This is a genomic window from Scytonema sp. NUACC21, assembly GCF_054684315.1.
Genome location: NZ_BAAFZH010000107.1, coordinates 62454 through 79636, shown reverse-complemented (window position 1 = coordinate 79636; position 17183 = coordinate 62454). Strand labels below are relative to the sequence as shown.

At 42.2% G+C, this 17183-nt stretch carries 14 protein-coding genes and 1 pseudogene; 8 read left to right on the top strand and 7 right to left on the bottom strand.

The features are described from left to right. Window positions 1–48: 48 nt before the first annotated feature. Window positions 49–438 (bottom strand): hypothetical protein, encoded by a 390-nt coding sequence (locus ACYRY3_RS39440; protein ID WP_460207484.1) that lies wholly within the window; start codon window positions 436–438, stop codon window positions 49–51. 181 nt (window positions 439–619) lie between these two features. On the opposite strand from ACYRY3_RS39440, the gene ACYRY3_RS39435 reads away from it, so the two are divergent. Then, entirely contained in the window at window positions 620–895 is a 276-nt protein-coding gene (locus ACYRY3_RS39435; protein ID WP_460207272.1) for a DUF2087 domain-containing protein, read from the top strand. On the opposite strand, the gene ACYRY3_RS39430 is transcribed toward ACYRY3_RS39435, so the two are convergent. Next, on the bottom strand, window positions 892–2370 hold the full coding sequence (locus tag ACYRY3_RS39430; RefSeq protein ID WP_460207271.1) for a CoA-acylating methylmalonate-semialdehyde dehydrogenase: 1479 nt from the start codon (window positions 2368–2370) through the stop codon (window positions 892–894). The two genes, ACYRY3_RS39435 and ACYRY3_RS39430, sit on opposite strands and share 4 nt — an antisense overlap. Before the next feature lie 416 nt (window positions 2371–2786). Here ACYRY3_RS39430 and ACYRY3_RS39425 point away from each other — a divergent pair, with 416 nt between their 5' ends. After that, window positions 2787–5276 (top strand): DEAD/DEAH box helicase, encoded by a 2490-nt coding sequence (locus ACYRY3_RS39425; RefSeq protein WP_460207270.1) that lies wholly within the window; start codon window positions 2787–2789, stop codon window positions 5274–5276. A gap of 396 nt (window positions 5277–5672) precedes the next feature. Here ACYRY3_RS39425 and ACYRY3_RS39420 read toward each other — a convergent pair whose 3' ends face one another. Further along, window positions 5673–6416: a Uma2 family endonuclease gene (locus ACYRY3_RS39420; protein WP_460207269.1), complete on the bottom strand. Its 744-nt coding sequence runs from the start codon at window positions 6414–6416 to the stop codon at window positions 5673–5675. A gap of 117 nt (window positions 6417–6533) precedes the next feature. On the opposite strand from ACYRY3_RS39420, the gene ACYRY3_RS39415 reads away from it, so the two are divergent. Beyond that, entirely contained in the window at window positions 6534–7037 is a 504-nt protein-coding gene (locus tag ACYRY3_RS39415; RefSeq protein WP_460207268.1) for a hypothetical protein, read from the top strand. Window positions 7038–7106: 69 nt separating this feature from the next. Here ACYRY3_RS39415 and argS read toward each other — a convergent pair whose 3' ends face one another. Together argS and nadC are read right to left on the bottom strand one after the other, a co-directional pair. Further along, entirely contained in the window at window positions 7107–8867 is a 1761-nt protein-coding gene (gene argS, locus ACYRY3_RS39410; RefSeq protein WP_460207267.1) for an arginine--tRNA ligase, read from the bottom strand. Window positions 8868–9171: 304 nt separating this feature from the next. Then, window positions 9172–10029, bottom strand: a complete 858-nt coding sequence (nadC, locus tag ACYRY3_RS39405) for a carboxylating nicotinate-nucleotide diphosphorylase (RefSeq protein ID WP_460207266.1) — start codon at window positions 10027–10029, stop codon at window positions 9172–9174. A gap of 377 nt (window positions 10030–10406) precedes the next feature. Here nadC and ACYRY3_RS39400 point away from each other — a divergent pair. Next, window positions 10407–10604, top strand: a pseudogene (locus ACYRY3_RS39400) (DUF1825 family protein); the annotation flags it as partial. A 97-nt stretch (window positions 10605–10701) separates the two neighbouring features. On the opposite strand, the gene ACYRY3_RS39395 reads toward ACYRY3_RS39400, so the two are convergent. Further along, on the bottom strand, window positions 10702–12624 hold the full coding sequence (locus ACYRY3_RS39395) for a transglycosylase domain-containing protein (protein WP_460207265.1): 1923 nt from the start codon (window positions 12622–12624) through the stop codon (window positions 10702–10704). A gap of 185 nt (window positions 12625–12809) precedes the next feature. Here ACYRY3_RS39395 and tyrS point away from each other — a divergent pair, with 185 nt between their 5' ends. The 3 genes from tyrS (at window position 12810) to ACYRY3_RS39380 (ending at window position 15468) form a co-directional block, all read left to right on the top strand. Beyond that, window positions 12810–13979: a tyrosine--tRNA ligase gene (tyrS, locus tag ACYRY3_RS39390; protein ID WP_460207264.1), complete on the top strand. Its 1170-nt coding sequence runs from the start codon at window positions 12810–12812 to the stop codon at window positions 13977–13979. An 86-nt stretch (window positions 13980–14065) separates the two neighbouring features. Then, window positions 14066–14785 carry an orotidine-5'-phosphate decarboxylase gene (gene pyrF / locus ACYRY3_RS39385; RefSeq protein WP_460207263.1) on the top strand — a complete coding sequence of 240 codons (720 nt, stop codon included), beginning with the start codon at window positions 14066–14068 and terminating at the stop codon, window positions 14783–14785. Further along, window positions 14782–15468, top strand: coding sequence for a hypothetical protein (locus ACYRY3_RS39380; protein WP_460207262.1), 687 nt, complete (start codon window positions 14782–14784; stop codon window positions 15466–15468). Before pyrF ends, ACYRY3_RS39380 begins: the two co-directional genes overlap by 4 nt. An 11-nt stretch (window positions 15469–15479) precedes the next feature. Here the strand turns inward: ACYRY3_RS39380 and ACYRY3_RS39375 are convergent, their stop codons facing one another. After that, the gene (locus tag ACYRY3_RS39375; protein ID WP_460207261.1) at window positions 15480–16175 is read right to left on the bottom strand and encodes a uracil-DNA glycosylase; all 696 of its coding nucleotides are present in this window, start codon (window positions 16173–16175) and stop codon (window positions 15480–15482) included. Between the two features lie 306 nt (window positions 16176–16481). On the opposite strand from ACYRY3_RS39375, the gene ACYRY3_RS39370 reads away from it, so the two are divergent. Further along, window positions 16482–17159 carry a phosphoribosyltransferase gene (locus ACYRY3_RS39370; RefSeq protein ID WP_460207260.1) on the top strand — a complete coding sequence of 226 codons (678 nt, stop codon included), beginning with the start codon at window positions 16482–16484 and terminating at the stop codon, window positions 17157–17159. Window positions 17160–17183 lie beyond the last annotated feature (24 nt).

Sequence of the window (17183 nt, the reverse complement as noted above, 5' to 3'; positions counted from 1 at the left end):
AAGTTACACACGTAGGTTGGGTTGAGAAACGAAACCCAACTATGTGTTTTAAAACCGTATCCCTAATTGTCCGTTGATTCCTCGTACAGAATTGTAACCAACACCAACAAAGAGGTTATCGGTAGCGCCTGCTTGAACCCCGCCTGAAAATGCCACACCCTTATCTTCTGAATAGTACCCAAGCCCCACGTAAGGTGAAATTACGGGTAAAGGAATAAATTTTAGTACATCGACTCCAGTAGAACCGTCAGGGCCAAATCCTAACTCAGCCCCAAAACCCAAGGCCTTTGCACCGACAGAATAGGTAATATCACCTTCCTTACTACCTACTGACACCCAGGGCTGTGGTACCAGTTGAGCTTGAACGCTTTGTGGGGCAAATAAAGCCAACAAACTCACTGATGCAAACAGTGTTTTTACAATAATTCCTCTTTTCACGTTCACTCCTTCACTTTTTGCCAATTTAATATGAATACTAAATCCCCAGTAAGCGCTTGCAGTAGACGATTTTTGTGCTGCCGTTAGCTGTGGTTTGTCCATTATGGCTAAGAGTGACGGAATTTGTCATTTGCAAGTGCCCGACTATAGCAATTTGTTTACTTGATTTTCAGTAAAAACTATGAATGACTTAGATGACCTGAAAAGGTATTTGGATGAAGAAGGACGCGTGAAGCTATGGCCCTCAAAACGGAATAGGGCAAAGTTTCAGCAGTTGATTTTGGAGTATTTGGCAAGTCAGTTTGAACTAAGTAGAATTTATACCGAAAAAGAAGTCAATCAACTGCTGAATCGATATCACACCTTTGGCGATCCTGCTTTATTAAGGCGGGAGTTGTTTGAGCGGGGGCTAGTAGATAGAAAACGAGATTGTTCCGCCTACTGGCGTAAAGTTTAAAATTGACGAGACCAGTCGCTGGGCCAACGTTCCACAACGACTTTTGTTTGAGTAAAAAATTCTACTGCGTGATTGCTTTGACCGTGCAAGTCACCGAAAAAGCTTTCTTTCCAACCACTAAATGGGAAAAACGCCATTGGTGCGGCAACTCCTATATTAATGCCAATGTTACCAGCCTCGGCTTCATAACGAAACTTACGCGCAGCCGCACCACTGGTTGTGAACAAACAAGCCATGTTGCCGTATTGACCGCTATTCACTAGAGCGATCGCCTGCTCAATTGTCTCTAGATGGATTAAACTCAGGACTGGACCGAAGATTTCTGTACGGGCAATTTCACCTGATGGGTCTACGTTTTGCAGAATTGTAGGGCTGACAAAATAACCCTTTTCATAGCTTGGTATATTTGGGTACCGTCCATCAACCAACACTGTCGCTCCTTCATCTGCACCTTTCTGAATCAAACCCTCAATTCTTGTTTTGCTTTCAGCAGTGATGACGGGTCCCATCTCTACACCCTGGTCTAAACCGCAACCAACTACACGTTTTTTTGCAGTTTCTGCGATTGCTTCCGTAAACGTCCGACGTGCTTTACCCACAGTCACTGCTATAGAAGCAGCAAGACAGCGTTGTCCGGCACAACCAAAGGCACTATCAGCTGCAATACGTGTTGTCATTTCCAAATCGGCATCTGGTAGGACAATCAGGGGATTTTTAGCACCACCTTGACATTGAACCCGTTTGCCGTTTGCCGCTGCTCTACTATATATATATTTAGCGACTGGAGTAGAGCCGACAAAACTAATAGCCCGAATTTTGGGGTGATCCAAAATTGCGTCCACAGCTTCTTTTGCACCGTTGACCAGATTGACAATACCTTTAGGAAATCCTGTTTTTTCCAGTAACTGAAAGATTTTTTGCATCGTCAGTGGCACTTTTTCCGAAGGCTTAACAATGTAAGTGTTGCCACAGGCAAGGGCATAAGGCATAAACCAAAACGGAATCATACCGGGAAAGTTGAAGGGGGCAATAACCGCACAGACTCCTAATGGTTGCCGGATCATCATTTCATCAATACCTCTGGCAACGTCTTCCAAGTTTGTTCCCTGCATCATCATCGGGATTCCACAAGCAACTTCCACGTTTTCAATAGCGCGACGCATTTCACCTTTGGATTCCGCCAAAGTTTTACCGCACTCCAAAGTAATGGTACGAGCCAAGTCTTCAAAATGTTCTTCCAGTAGATTCTTCAGTTTAAATAAATACTGCACTCGCTCTGTAGGTGGGGTACGTCGCCAACTCACAAAAGCCTCTGCTGCTGCTTGCACTGCTTGTTCTACCTCAGTGGCTGGTGATAGTGGTACCTTGGCGATGACTTCTGTCGTAGCTGGGTTGATAACATCCAAGTACTCTGTAGCGATAGATGCACACCACTGTCCGTTAATGTAGTTTTGTAACGTAGAAGTTGAGTTCATGAGAACGATGCCAAATGAGCAGAATATAAGTACAGCAACATGACTATTCTAATCGTTACTGTACGTATGCTGTCTTCTTTAAAGAAACTCAGCAAAATTAACGATAAAATTATGGTTTGTCATAGAACAAGATTGGATTTAAATTTGTAGATTAATAAATTACGGATTAAAAGGTGTTGAGCGATTTTTTGAAAATCATACTGTTATATCTTGTTTAAAGAAAATTTAAATTTTTTTTGTTATGAAAATTGTATTTTTGTAAAGAATAAAAAACTTTGTTAAGGGATTATTTTCAGTATCTATCATTAATGTTTCGCCATAAGCTTTAGAAGGGGTATATATATGTAGACACTGTTGGCGAAATATTTCTTATTAAGCATAATAGATATTTAGACTTAAGTAGTACAGGAGATATTATGCCTATTGACTTTGGAAAAATTAATAGCGGAAACAAAAGTAATACAGCTCTTCATCCTAGAGAAATATTTACAGCTCTTCCAAATAAGAAAGAAGGTAAGTTTGAATATCCGAGAGACGTCCAAACGCAGGTTTGGGATCACTGGTTCTCTAGGAGGAACGAAAAAGATTTAGTTGTCAAAATGAATACTGGTAGTGGCAAAACCGTAGTCGGATTACTTATCCTAAAAAGCTGCTTAAATGAAGGTAAAGGTCCTGCCGTTTATGTGGTTCCTGACAACTATCTCGTAAAACAGGTTGCTGGTGAAGCAAAAGACCTTGGACTTGAAGCTACGGAAGACTCTAATTCCCCTATATTTCTATCAGGCAAAGCTATTTTAATTGTTAATATCTACAAGCTAGTTAATGGAAAGTCAGTTTTTGGTATTGGTGATGAAGGCATCAAAATTAGTATTGGTAGCATAATTATCGATGATGCACATTCATGTCTCGATACAATAGAAGACCAATTTCTGTTAACAATTGATAGCCGAAATCCTGCGTACAAAGAAATTTATAAGCACTTTCAAGCACCACTTCAGGAACAATGCCGTATAAAGGAATCTGAAATTGATAATCGTGAACGTGATGTTTATATGCAGGTACCTTTTTGGAGTTGGCAAAGTAAGATAGGAGAAATATCCAAAATATTAATTAAATACAAAGAAACTGAATGGCTCAAGTTTGTATGGCCATTGATAAAGGAATCACTACCTCTATCAAGGTGTGTTATTAGCTCAGACAAAATAGAGATTTCACCACATTGCATACCAATTGATATCATTCCAAGCATTACCAATGCTCATAGAAAGATATTTATGACAGCAACTTTAGTGGATGACAGTATTTTGTCCAGCCATTTTGGTATTACAGAGGAGTCTATTAATAAGGCAGTTATACCCGATACAGCAGGTGATATTGGTGATAGGATGATTCTCCTTCCACAAGTAATCAACACTGAACTAACTGATGATGAAATAAAGGAATTTTGTAAGTCAATTTCACAGGATGTAAATGTTGTTGTTATCGTTCCGTCAGATGAACGAGCGAAATACTGGAAAGATCGGGCCGATCTGATTCTGAATAAGGATAATCTATATGAAGGAGTAACTCGCTTAAAAAGCGGAAAAGTTGGTCTGACAATCTTAGTGAATCGTTATGATGGAATAGACTTACCAAAGGATTCCTGTAGATTTCTTGTAATTGATGGATTACCAGTAGCTAGACGGTTAATCGATAAAGTTGAACAAGTTATTTTAATGGGAAGTTCAAGAAAAGCTGCTCAACTAGTTCAAAAAATAGAGCAAGGGATGGGGCGAGGTGTTAGATCCAGCGACGATTACTGTGCAGTATTTTTAATGGGACGTAATCTTACTAGCCAATTATATGCTGGAGGTGCGATAGATAGATTTTCTCCAGGGACTAAAGCACAAATAAAGCTGTCAGAAGAGATTTCCGATCAGATTAAGGGAGGAGATTTGTCTCAGATACGGGAAGTAATTATGTATTGTTTATTTAGAAACCAAGACTGGGTATCTGCCAGCAAGGGGGTTTTGGCATCACTCGTATATGAAGCAAGTAGTACACCAGATTCGGTAACAATTGCACAAAGAAAAGCGTATGATTTTGCTTTTAGAAAAAACTATAATGCCGCAGTGAGTGAGCTTAGAAAAGCTGTAAATGCAGTAAATGAGAATGAGAAATTTCTTAAATCGTACCTAAAACAGTGCTTAGCAGAGTACATCAATTTCTACGATCTGGCAGAGGCGCAAAAAACTTTGATGTCAGCAGCTAGTGATAACTCAAGAGTAACTAAGCCAATGGCGGGCATTTCATATCATAAGCTTGAGTCGAAAGCTATGGATCAAGCAAGAATATGTGGGGATTACTTAAGACAAAAATTTGATGATCCAAATAAAATCGTTATTCAGATGAATGGATTGTTAGAATTATTGATATTCAAACCAGAGACAGCAGATATATTTGAAGAATCGTTGAAAACGATTGCTCGGTATATTGGGTTTAATAGCCAGCGTCCAGAAGCAGAGTATAGAAAAGGTCCAGATGTACTTTGGGAACTTGGAAACCTGTCATATTTTGTGATTGAGTGTAAAAATGGAGCTACTACGGATACTATTTCCAAAGATTACTGCAATCAGTTAAATGGATCTGGTGAGTGGTTTACTAATACTTATGATAAAACTTGTAGTTTTACTCCGATTTTGATTCATCCATCACTCAAATTTGAATATGCCGCTTCACCTAAAGCGGAGACGCGAATTATTAATGAAGAAAAACTGAATCTGTTGCGTGAAAACCTATCTAATTTCATCAATTCATTGTGTATAGATAATAAGATTAATGACGATAAAAGTATTAGGGAAAGATTGCTGTATTACAAACTGACAGCCGATAGATTTTGCGAGCATTATACTACTAGCTTTAAATAAATAGGGATTTCATGACAAAAGTAGTTTAAAGCGATATTGCTGGTTTACCAGCAATATCGCTTACTATCGCAATACTTATTATCTTTAAAACAGTAACCACTCAATTAATAGGAAATTTGTTGTTTATAATTTAGAATATATATTATGATGCAAATATTCTTGCTGGCGCAAGAAGCAAATATGAAATGTTGAAAAAAGCCATGCAAGAAGCAAAAAAAGATTTGGGAAGATTTTTCAATGACTTCATATTTACAAATGAAGCTTTAAAAACATTGATACCTGAGGAGAAATTTTCCACCATTTAGGCAGACTTCTGTTAATTTATGTTTGACATTTGCTGGAGATAAATCCACTTTTGCCCAGTTGAAACTCCCGTCACTAGCTATCCACAACACCTCACTGCTCTGAGGCTTTTGGATCGACACTGAAATTCTTAAGTTTAGCCAGTAATTCTTGTACCTGCTGTTGTGCAAGTTCCTTCTGTTTTCGTTCTACTTCAGCCTGTTGTTGTGCAGTTTCCGCTCTCTCTTCTGGTGTTGGTATCAGTTGCTTATCTGGACTGAAAAACCGTAACTTTGACTCATGAACCCCCAAGAACAACTCTAACTGTTGACTCCACAACCATTCTTCGGCATTTGGTTCTATAAGTTGATATTGACCTCCCATGAGACGGAATCCTTGGAACTCCAGTGTATCTGGGTGAAACCAAAAATATTCTGGTGTTCTAAAGGTATCTCGGTATAGTTGTTTCTTTGCTCCTTTGTCAACCTTGGCTGTACTGTCAGAAAGCAATTCCACAATTACATTGGGATACTTGCCCTGCTCTGCCCACAAAACCCAACTTTTGCGAGGGCGATTTTCACATCCTAAAACAACAAAAAAGTCAGGACCTCTAAAGTCTCGCGTAGTGATTTGTTCCGGGCTGAAATAAATAGTGAGATTACCACTGGCGTAAAAGTCAGTACGGTTTCGCCATAGCCACTTCAGGCAAACCAGCAGAAGTTCTATTTGTTCTCGATGAAGGTCACTTTCCAAAGGCGGCTCATCACTCCACAAATCACATGGTGGAATGAGAATACCTTCTGCTTCAACCTGCATAGTGAATTCAGCAGGTACTTGTGAATTTTTGGCAGCCGTCATAGTTGTGGGTGATTTTCGTTGCTACCTTTAGTTTAGTTGTTATCAAAGCTAAGTAGGTGGGCACAAATAAAGTTAACTAGTTAGGGTCGTCCTTTGTCCTTTGTCCTTTGTCATACTATGCTGAATAATCACGACGTGCGTTCTGCCTTATCACGTGCAAATATTGTGGCAGCAAAATTGGATGCTATTTCCTCAGATCGATTGCGACGAGTTAATCGTCATGTGGAGGGAATTGGCTTACCTTACATCTTGGAGGGACTAGAGAAATTTCAACAGGAGTACCCAGGAAGCCTAACTATTCAAACTATGATTTTATCCCCTTGGTCTTTCGAGGAACGCCTTACTTATATTGATTTAATGCAACAGATAATGCCAGATGAAATTCAACTGAATTCTCCTACGCGTCCTCGACCCCTGATTCATCAACTCGAAGCACGGGGCAACCATACTCAATCCCTCCCCTATCCAACAAGAACCCTCAAACAAGTAAGTTTGAGTTTTCTTCAAGCATTTGCGGTTCAGATTGAAGAAGCTACTCGTATTCCCGTGCGTATAGCACCTGTCGCAACTAACTCAATAGGGTACGAAGCTTTCACAGAAACCTTAACTTCGTGCTCTTAGCGTTTTCGCGGTTCATTAATTTTTTTCTAACCGCAAAGACACGAAGGGCACGAAGGAGTGTCAACCTCCCTACATTCTCTCTAAAACTTGAATTCCAAGCAAAGATAATCCAAGCTTCAAAGTTCTCGCTGTCAAATAACACAGTACTAACCGTGATGTTCGCACGGGTTCTTCAGATTTAAGCACTGGGCAATTTTCAAAGAATTGATTGAATTTTTGGCTTAGTTGATATAAGTACTCGCACAAGCGATTTGGCAGCAAATCCTTTTCGACTTCACTGATAACTTCATCTAGCTGTAACAAGTGCTTAGCTAAAGTTAGTTCTGCTTCTTCTTGCAGGATAACTGGGGCATCTGCTCCAAGCTTTTCATAATCAATGTTACCTTCACGGCTGATGCCTTGAGTCCTGACATAAGCATACAGCATATATGGGGCGGTGTTGCCTTTTAAGGCGAACATTTTATCATAACTGAAAATATAGTTGCTGGTACGGTTTTGGCTCAGGTCAGCATATTTAATGGCGCTGATGCCAACCACCTGCGCTACATTATTGATGAACTCTTCTGTTTCTTCGCGTCCTTCTTCTTTTAATCTGGTTTCTAAGTCTGTACGGGCATGCGCGATCGCTTCATTCAACAAATCCTGCAACCGTACTGCTTCCCCAGAACGGGTTTTCAACTTTTGACCGTCTTCGCCCAATACCAAACCAAAGGGGGCGTGAACAAACTCTGTCTCATCTGTAATCCAACCTGCCTTTCTGCCTACTTGGAAAATTTGGGCGAAGTGGTTTGTTTGTTCTGCACCAACGGGATAAATGACACGTTGGACCTTCTCTACCTGAACCCGGTGTCGGATAGCTGCTAAATCTGTTGTGGCGTAGTTGTAACCTCCATCTGATTTTTGCACTATCAAAGGTAGAGGTTCTCCTTCTCTATTGGTGAAACCATCAAGAAATACGCACTGTGCTCCTTGGTTTTCTACAAGCAAACCTTTTTTATCCAGTTCTTCTACGACTTCAGCTAGTAGAAGGTTATAGAAAGATTCTCCCCGTTCAATAAAGGAAGCAATTCCTAGTAAATTGTAAATGACTTGATAAGCTCTACTGGAGAGTTCACAGACTATCTTCCAAGCAAGCAGCGTTTTTTCATCTCCAGCTTGTAACTTCACGACAGCTTGCTGTGCTGCTTTGCGAAAATCCTCATCTGCATCAAACCGTTTCTTTGCTGCACGGTAAAATGAAGATAAATCGCCCAAATTGAGGTTTTCAGTGGTAATCAATGCTTCTGGGTATGCTTCTTCTAGATAGGCGATGAGCATTCCGAAGGGGGTTCCCCAGTCTCCCACGTGGCTGATCCGCAGGACTTCATGACCTGCAAATTCTACTATTCGGGATAGGCAATCTCCTATCACAGCTGGGCGTAAATGCCCGACGTGCATTTCTTTGGCAATGTTTGGGCTGGGATAATCTACAATCACCCGTTTGGGGTTGTTGGTTGGAGCTACTCCTAACCTTGGATCTGTTTGAATTGCCTTAATTTGTTCTTCCAAATATTCTGTTCTCAGCTTTAAATTGATAAACCCAGGACCAGCAATTTCTGGTGGTTTGCAAATGGCTGATATGTCAAGTTTATTAACGATTTGTTGTGCGATCGCTCTTGGTTGTTGTCCTAACTTCTTTGATAAGGACAAAGCAACGTTTGCCTGATAATCTCCAAATTTTGGGTTGCTAGCTGTTACCAAAATTGGGTCTGCTTCAGCGTAGTCAGCTCCAAAAGCTGCTCCCAACGCCTCCTGTAATTTCAGTTTTAGTTTTTCTTGTGTAGCTTTCATAGATTAAACATAATACTCTAAAGGGGTAATTGCTCTTTTGATTATTTCTTTAGGCTTATAGCAATTCCAGGTGAAAGCCCATTAATTGTAGCAGGCTAGAGGAATACAACGTATATTGTAAGCGGGGTTGGATAAAGCTGTAGGAACCAATGGATATAACGTCTGGAAAGCCTTTGGAGTGTAAAAAGCTGCTTGTTCTAACAATGAATTAGCGCATCATAATAGCTTATCTAATACATCGCGAAGATTACCTTAATACTACAATACTACAAGATTACATTACTGCTTTGCTACAGTTAGGTAATTATTGAATTTTCATGCTCAAATCCAACCAAGTGGATTGGGTAATCGGGGCACTTGTAGAAATATAGTCTACGCCTGTTTGAGCAACAGGACGAATAGTTTCTAGTGTTACGTTGCCAGAAGCTTCGATTTTGACGCGATTATTGTATTGCCGAATGAGGTTAACTGCTTGACTCATTAAGTCAACGGGCATATTGTCCAACATAATGATGTCAGCGCTATGGTGTAATGCCTCTTGCACTTGGTCTAGACTTTCGGTTTCTACTTCTATCGTTAAGGGATATGGAATTTGGTTCCGAATGCGAGAAATAGCTTCCCCAATTCCTCCGGCTGCAGCAATATGATTGTCTTTGATCATCACCGCATCATCCAGTCCCATACGGTGGTTGATTGCTCCACCCATAACGGTTGCGTACTTTTCTAATAGTCTTAAACCTGGTGTTGTTTTTCGGGTATCTACCAATTTAGTAGGTAAGTCAGCGATTTTCTCTACATATTTTCGTGTCAGCGAGGCAATACCACTCAGTCGCATCACTATATTAAGTGCAACCCGTTCCCCCATAAGTAGCGCGTCTAACGGACCCTCAATTTCCGCTACGACTTCTCCCCGTTCTCGATTTTCACCTTCGGCTACAACGGGCACAAAGGTTACTTTTTCGCTCAACAGGTTGAATACTTTTGCTGCAATAGGTAAACCAGCAATCACTCCAGGCGCTTTTGCTACCCATTTCGCTTTCCCTTGTTCATTATTTATCAGCGCTTGGGTTGTGCGATCGCCCCGACCAATATCCTCTAGCAACCAATCACGTAATAACGGCTCTATAACCAGATCGTGCGGCACAAGTCCGAATTTACCCACAGTTTTACTACTTCCTTAAATTAAATCAAAACTACTTTACCCTAAATGCCTTTACCAGTGAGGCTTTCAGTCGTGTCTCAAAAAAAATTTCAAAAATCTCAAAAAAATAGTTGACAGTCGGAGGAGGGGTCGCTACTATATAAAAGTGCCTGAGAGGCGGGCGCACAAATGAGCGACGCCACAAGGCAGCGAACCTTGAAAATTCTATAGTTTGAAAGCTATTATACAGCGTGAACCTTGTGTAAGTAAAGAATAAACCCAAGGTTGATGGGGAAAAATCAACCAAAGAGCTAAACAAACTAACTTCAAAACGGAGAGTTTGATCCTGGCTCAGGATGAACGCTGGCGGTATGCTTAACACATGCAAGTCGAACGGTGAGCAGATGGAAGCCATGATGGATCGCTATCGCGTTTTTATGAAGCGCTTTGAGCTATCAGAAGATTTTATGGCACAAATGACTGTAGAGCAACTGAAAACACAGTTGAATCAGTTTGGTATCACCCCTCAACAAATGTTCGACCAAATGCACCTCACATTAGAGCGGATGAAAGCTGAACTGGAGAAACAAGCGTAGATGGTTAGGGGTTAGTGGTTAGTGGTTAGTGGAATAGCGATCGTTAACTACTAACTACTAACTACCAACTACTAACCACTACCTACTAACAAACCCCCTAATTTGATTTTGGGCGAGGAAATTGAGAAGGCGATTTAAAGTTCTCAGAGGGTACGCCCCTAAGTGCTTTGGTCATAAAATCGCGCCAAATAGGAGCAACCATCACACCACCCGTTGCACCGTGGGCCAAGGTTCTGTTATCGTCTCTACCTACCCAAACAGCAGTGGTTAACTGGGGTACGGTGCCCACAAACCAAATATCTTTTTCAGAGGAGGTTGTTCCTGTTTTACCTGCAGCAGGACGACCTATAGCAGCATTTTTACCAGTACCGTTAGTAATTACCGATCGCATGGTATCGATAACAGCTGCTGATGCCCAAGGATCGAGAACGAGCTGTGGTTTGGGAGTGTTATCAAGCAACACATTGCCACTACTATCAGTAACACGAGCAATCACCGTTGTAGGAGATTGCCAGCCGTAATTAGCAAAGGTAGCATAGGCACTTGCCATTTCTAATGGTGTCACGCCAATAGCACCCAAAGGCAAAGAAGTTACGGGTTCCATCGGACTCATAATTCCCAGAGTGCGGCAAGTTTCAACAACTTTATTCATCCCCACTGCTTTACCAAGCTTAATGACAGGAATGTTGCGAGACTGGGAGAGGGCTGTACGAATTGACATTGCTCCGCCATAGCCACCATCGTAGTTTCGTGGATGGTACCAACCGCTTCCATCTCGATAACTAACTGGTGCGTCTATGACTGTTGAATCTGGACCATACCTACCAGTTGCAAAGGCGGCATAGTAAACAAACGGCTTGAATGAAGAGCCTGGTTGTCTCAAAGCTTGAGTGGCGCGGTTGAATTCGCTGGTTTTTGGATCTACACCACCTACTAGTGCCTTGACAAAATGAGTGCGGGGGTCAACGGCGACTAGAGCAATTTGGTTCCTATACAATCCCTGCCCTCGCAACCTTTCGTGCCAGCGTCTCACCGTTGCTTCCGCCATCCGTTGGAAATCGGAATCAACAGTGGTTTGAATCCGCATACCACCTTTAAGCAGGGCTTCACGACCAAATTTCTTGGCTATCTCCTGTGCTACTGCGTTAGTTACATAAGGCAAAGCACTACCCTGAAATGACCTAATTTTGCCGAGTTTGATTGGTTGTTTCAAAGCGTCGTCGTATTCTTTCTGGGAAATCCAACCCAGGGTGAGCATCCGTCCCAAAACTTCCTTTTGTTGGTACTTAGCCTTTTGCATATTGACAAACGGGCTGTACTCTTCCGGTGCTTGGATCAAACCCGCCATCATTGCTGATTCAGCCAAGGTTAAATTTTCGGCAGCTTTATTGAAGTAACTGCGTGCTGCCGTTTGTACCCCATAGTTGTTATGACCCCAGTAAACTTGGTTGAGGTACATCTCCAAAATTTGGTTTTTAGTAAGAATTTGCTCCAAGCGAATTGCCAGTACGCCCTCTGCTATCTTTCGAGTAAAGGCACGCTTGCGGGACAAAAACAGGTTTTTCACTAACTGCATGGTGATGGTTGAGCCACCTTCCCGCACGCCACCTGCTGTCCAGTTGGTGACCAAGGCACGTCCAACACCTTTAGGATTTATACCGTGGTGATAGTAGAAGTCGCTATCTTCGCTCGCCAGAACCGCTCGTTTGAGTTCTGGAGAAATTCTATCTAGAGGCACGACTTCGCGATTGGCTTCCCCGTGAATGCTAGCTAAGAGTTTACCCTTGATATCGTAAATGTAAGTAGTTTCCGAAGGCAAAAAGTTACGTAATTGTCTGACATCAGGCAAATTACGGAAACTGACGGCTAAACCAACCAGCCCTCCCGCTACAATAGAACTGGTCAGCATAGTGATGGAGAGTAGAGTACCGCCAGCTACCTGACCTACTCCTTTAAGAAACTCAAAGCCTGATGAAACCTGTGGTTGAGACTTATTACGATCGAAAGTTCTGGACGACACGGCGATTTCACTTCCTCACTGTATATATAAGTGTAATTTCTTGGATTAAGCAAAGCAGTTAATTTTTTGCAATTATATTAGTTTGTTAGTTTGGCACAAGAAAATAAGATAAATATAAATTGCTAGTGACCATCACCAACCCTACTTTGATAGTGCAAAGCGTAGTTAATAGTCAATCCCCTAGTATGACGCAAAATTTCTCTTGGTTGCGTCGTGGTATTGCTGAAATTTTCCCTCAACCCACTGATTCTGACAGTGAAATTGAAAGTTTGGAACAGCGTTTGGCGGTAACTGACCGACCATTAAGGGTCAAATTGGGAATTGACCCAACAGGTACTGACATTCACCTCGGTCATAGCATACCAATCAGAAAACTGCGAGCATTTCAGGATGCAGGTCATACAGCTGTGCTAGTCATAGGTGATTTTACTGCTCGCATTGGCGATCCTACAGGTAAGTCGGAAATGCGCCGTCAGCTTACAGAAGAAGAAGTCGCAAAAAATGCTCAAACTTACCTCGACCAGGTACGACCTATATTAGATTTTGATACACCAGGAAGGCTTGAGGTACTTTATAACTCAGAATGGCTTTCTCAGCTTAATCTGGGCAAAATTTTAGAGTTACTCTCCACTATGACAGTGGGGCAGATGCTGGCGAAGGAAGGGTTCGCCGAACGCTATAAAAAAGAGAATCCAATTTTTCTTCATGAGTTCCTCTACCCATTAATGCAAGGCTATGATTCTGTTGCTATTTCTGCTGATGTGGAATTAGGGGGGACTGACCAAAAGTTTAACATCGCTGTTGGAAGGGATTTGCAACGCCATTTCGGTCAAAAACCCCAATATGGGTTGTTGCTGCCAATTTTGATTGGTACAGATGGCGTGCAAAAAATGTCTAAATCTTTGGGAAATTATGTGGGATTATTAGAACACCCAACTCAAAAGTACCAAAAGCTGCAACAAGTTCCAGACCATCTACTGGAGCAATATTTTACTCTACTGACAAATTTACCTTTGGACAAACTGCCAGACAGTCCTCGCGACCGCCAAAAGCTATTGGCGCAGGAAGTAGTTAAGCAGTATCATGGCGAACAAGCTGTTAAGGATATTGAAGCTGGCGATCTGCCGGAATTTTCCCTCTCAGAAGTTCAATTTCCGGCAAAATTGGCTTATATTCTCAATGTCAGTGGTTTGTGCAAAAGTACCGGGGAAGGCAGACGGAAAATCTCTGAAGGTGGAGTCCGCTTAGATGGCGATCGCATTACCGATGTAGATACCAGTGTCGCTGATGCCAGTGAATTGCACGGTCGTGTTTTACAGCTTGGTAAAAATAAGTTTGTCCGATTGGTACCCTAATGGTTAGTGGTTAGTGGTTAGTAGGAAAACTACCAACTACTAACTACTAACTACTGACTACTAACTCTTACAGGAGCCATTGCTAAATGAATGCGGAAGATCGAATTATTGTGCCTCTAGATGTACCGGACGAGGAAGCAGCAATAGTTCTTGTCGAAAGGCTAGAGCAAGTCAGTTTTTGGAAGGTTGGTCTAGAACTGTTTACAAGCACCGGACCAAAAATTCTGGAGGCGCTAAAATCTCGGCAAAAGCGCATTTTCCTAGATTTGAAGTTTCATGACATCCCCAACACTGTTGCAGGTGCATGCCGTGTGGCGGCTCGTTATGGGGTTGATTTGTTGACAATTCATGCAACATCTGGTAAAGACGCTCTCAAAGCTGCGGCTGAGGCGGCACAGCTAGGGGCAGCACAGGCAGGTGTAAAACCGCCAAAGTTAATTGCTATTACCCTGTTAACGAGTATTTCTTCCCGGCAATTGGCAATGGACTTGAAAATTCCTTTAGAATTGCCAGAATATGCTCAACAGATGGCTTTGATGGCTCAAGAGATGGGTTTGGATGGGGCAGTTTGCTCCCCCCAAGAAGTAGCACAACTGCGACAAACTTGTGTCCGTGATTTTTTACTGGTTTGTCCGGGTGTACGTCCAACTTGGGCACAAGCAAGAGATCAGGCGCGATCGCTAAGCCCAGGGCAAGCACTCAAAGCAGGAGCAGATTATCTTGTGATTGGACGTCCTATTACTGCATCTGACAATCCAGAGTTAGCTTGGAAGAGGATTTGCGAGGAGTTACAAACAGTTGCATGAAGTCAGAAGTCAGATATAGAAATCCAAGCTTGTGGCTTATAGGTTGTAGCTTTTGGCTGTTGACATCAGTTGATGAATTGAGTGTTGGCTGGGCAGCCCCTATGAAATACCAAGATGGGTCAGCGCTGCGCGGCTTACAATTTGAGCTTTTTAATCATTCGTCAACAATATCCTCCCAAGGTGAGGGGGTATTGGTACGGGATGTTTCTCAAAAATCTCTTTGCTCAAATCAAAACTTAGAAACAATAACTACTCTACTATTGCGTGATTTACCTAGTTATGCAAATCGCGTCCGTCAACGTGCCCGTCGATTAAGCAGGGCAAATGAAGTTTTTAGTTACGTAGTTGTTGCCGGAAGACCTGAGTTGAATCCGCTACCTCTTAACCCTAGTGGATACACATCAGATTCAGTAAAAACCACTTCATTTGGAGTGGAGCAAGTCTTTTTTACAACTTTAGAGCGACAGTACGTAGATAGAAAAGCAGTTCAATTACAAGCATTCCACTGGCTGTTTTTAACAAAAGCAGAGGACGGCTGGCGTTTTGCGATGATGTTTTCTCAAGTTGGTTCTTATCCAAAAAAACAGCCCCCAACACCACCAAGAGAAAGTAGTAATGGCTTTATTGCCCAAGGGATTAGCAATTGGTTGCGAGATTGTAGAGCAGGAAGCGTGCCCAGATAATTTCAACGTTGTCAGCTGTTGTTCCGAATTTCGTCAAACTTGGCACGTACTGCTTGTATATCTTGCCACATTAACCATTTCGGGCTGCCGACTTCACGAGAAGGGTTACGTAACAAATAGGAGGGGTGGAAAATTGGCATACACAAACGCCCATCCCATTCCATCCATTTGCCGCGAATTTGGGTAATACCTCGCTTGTCACCAATAACTCCTTTGACAGCAGTTGCACCTGTCAAAAGAATGATTTTTGGATCGACCAAGCGGATTTGCTCCATTAGGTAGGGTTTGCAGGCGTCCATTTCTTCAGTCGTTGGCACGCGATTGCCCGGTGGTCGGCACTTATTCACGTTAGAAATATATACATCTTTCTCAGTATCTAGCTTCACTGAGGCAAGAATTTTCTCTAGCAATTGTCCTGCTTTGCCAACAAAGGGCAATCCCGTTTCGTCTTCGTTTTGACCTGGTGCTTCCCCAACAACCATGATTGTTGCTTTGAGGTTGCCTCTTCCGACAACAGCATGGGTACGGGTGTTTCCCAATCCACAGCGATGACACTGATTGCAATGCTGTGCTATTTCAGTTACATTGCCATAGGTTCCACGAGGAATTGGAATCTTGACACTGGTGGGAATTAACTCTTTTTGGTTAAGCTTAGATGGCCCAAAGTCAGATTCCCCGAAGAGGCTGAGTTGTTGTTCGCTGCTCATGAAAATTGAAATATCTTACCTACTCGGGTGCAGCCTGCTATTAACAAACAAATTTTGCTAAGTAGGTCGGTACAAATAAATGTAACTTGTGAAAGCCGCCCTCAGTCATTTGTCCTTTGTGCTTTACAAATGACGGATGACTGAGGACAAATGACGACCAACAGTTATATTTAACTTTGCCTACCCGCTGACCCGCATTTTGTTTAGTTGATTTTGTTAATTATTAACATCCTATCGCATTCACTCAGTTTAAAAAAAATCAGTCATGATAAAAGCAATGGCGTCTTCATCTGCTGGGCAGCAATCATGCCAAAAAACCCACTTTTTAGCGATCGCACACAAGCTGGTGAACAACTAGCGCAGACGATTCAGGATATTTTGACCCAGCAAACGATTGACTCTGGGATACCGCCAAGAACAATAGTTTATGCTTTGCCAAGAGGAGGAATACCCGTAGCAGCACCAGTTGCACGTCTTTTGAGTTGTCCTCTGACAATCGAGGTGGCAAAAAAAATTAGCTATCCTGAAAATCCTGAGTTAGCTATTGGTGCGGTGACTGCTTCAGGTAATGTTCTTTGGGATCGACAAAGCTTCCAAAGCAAAATAAAAAATTCTCAGTCGCGAGAAGACGCGTTAAACTCTGCCATCAGCCAAGCTCAATTGCTTCAAGCTCAATTAGCTCCTGCTTGTCCCCAAGTCGAGCCTGAGGGTGCGACTCTCATTTTAGTTGATGACGGTATTGCCACAGGTATGACAATTGCAGTAGCAGCAAAAGCTCTGAGAGGGCTTTCTCCCGCTGAAATTTGGCTTTGCGCCCCAGTCGCGCCTTTGAAGTTGCTACCTTGGTTGCGTGAATGGTGCGATCGCCCGATTGTATTAGCAACACCATCACACTTCCCAAGCGTTAGTCATTTTTACTCAGAATTTCCGCAAGTAAAAACACAGGAAGCTCTAGACTATCTCCTAGAAATTCGTAATTTGTAATTAAGAATTTTTCAACCTTGGGTT

What these genes read in the sequence shown, in the direction of transcription:
- ACYRY3_RS39370 (WP_460207260.1), top strand. Translation starts at nt 16,482, where the DNA reads ATGCCAAAAAACCCACTTTTTAGCGATCGCACACAAGCTGGTGAACAA.
- ACYRY3_RS39425 (WP_460207270.1), top strand. Translation starts at nt 2,787, where the DNA reads ATGCCTATTGACTTTGGAAAAATTAATAGCGGAAACAAAAGTAATACA.
- ACYRY3_RS39380 (WP_460207262.1), top strand. Translation starts at nt 14,782, where the DNA reads ATGAAGTCAGAAGTCAGATATAGAAATCCAAGCTTGTGGCTTATAGGT.
- ACYRY3_RS39415 (WP_460207268.1), top strand. Translation starts at nt 6,534, where the DNA reads ATGCTGAATAATCACGACGTGCGTTCTGCCTTATCACGTGCAAATATT.
- pyrF (WP_460207263.1), top strand. Translation starts at nt 14,066, where the DNA reads ATGAATGCGGAAGATCGAATTATTGTGCCTCTAGATGTACCGGACGAG.
- ACYRY3_RS39435 (WP_460207272.1), top strand. Translation starts at nt 620, where the DNA reads ATGAATGACTTAGATGACCTGAAAAGGTATTTGGATGAAGAAGGACGC.
- ACYRY3_RS39430 (WP_460207271.1), bottom strand. Translation starts at nt 2,370, where the DNA reads ATGAACTCAACTTCTACGTTACAAAACTACATTAACGGACAGTGGTGT.
- ACYRY3_RS39375 (WP_460207261.1), bottom strand. Translation starts at nt 16,175, where the DNA reads ATGAGCAGCGAACAACAACTCAGCCTCTTCGGGGAATCTGACTTTGGG.
- argS (WP_460207267.1), bottom strand. Translation starts at nt 8,867, where the DNA reads ATGAAAGCTACACAAGAAAAACTAAAACTGAAATTACAGGAGGCGTTG.
- tyrS (WP_460207264.1), top strand. Translation starts at nt 12,810, where the DNA reads ATGACGCAAAATTTCTCTTGGTTGCGTCGTGGTATTGCTGAAATTTTC.
- ACYRY3_RS39420 (WP_460207269.1), bottom strand. Translation starts at nt 6,416, where the DNA reads ATGACGGCTGCCAAAAATTCACAAGTACCTGCTGAATTCACTATGCAG.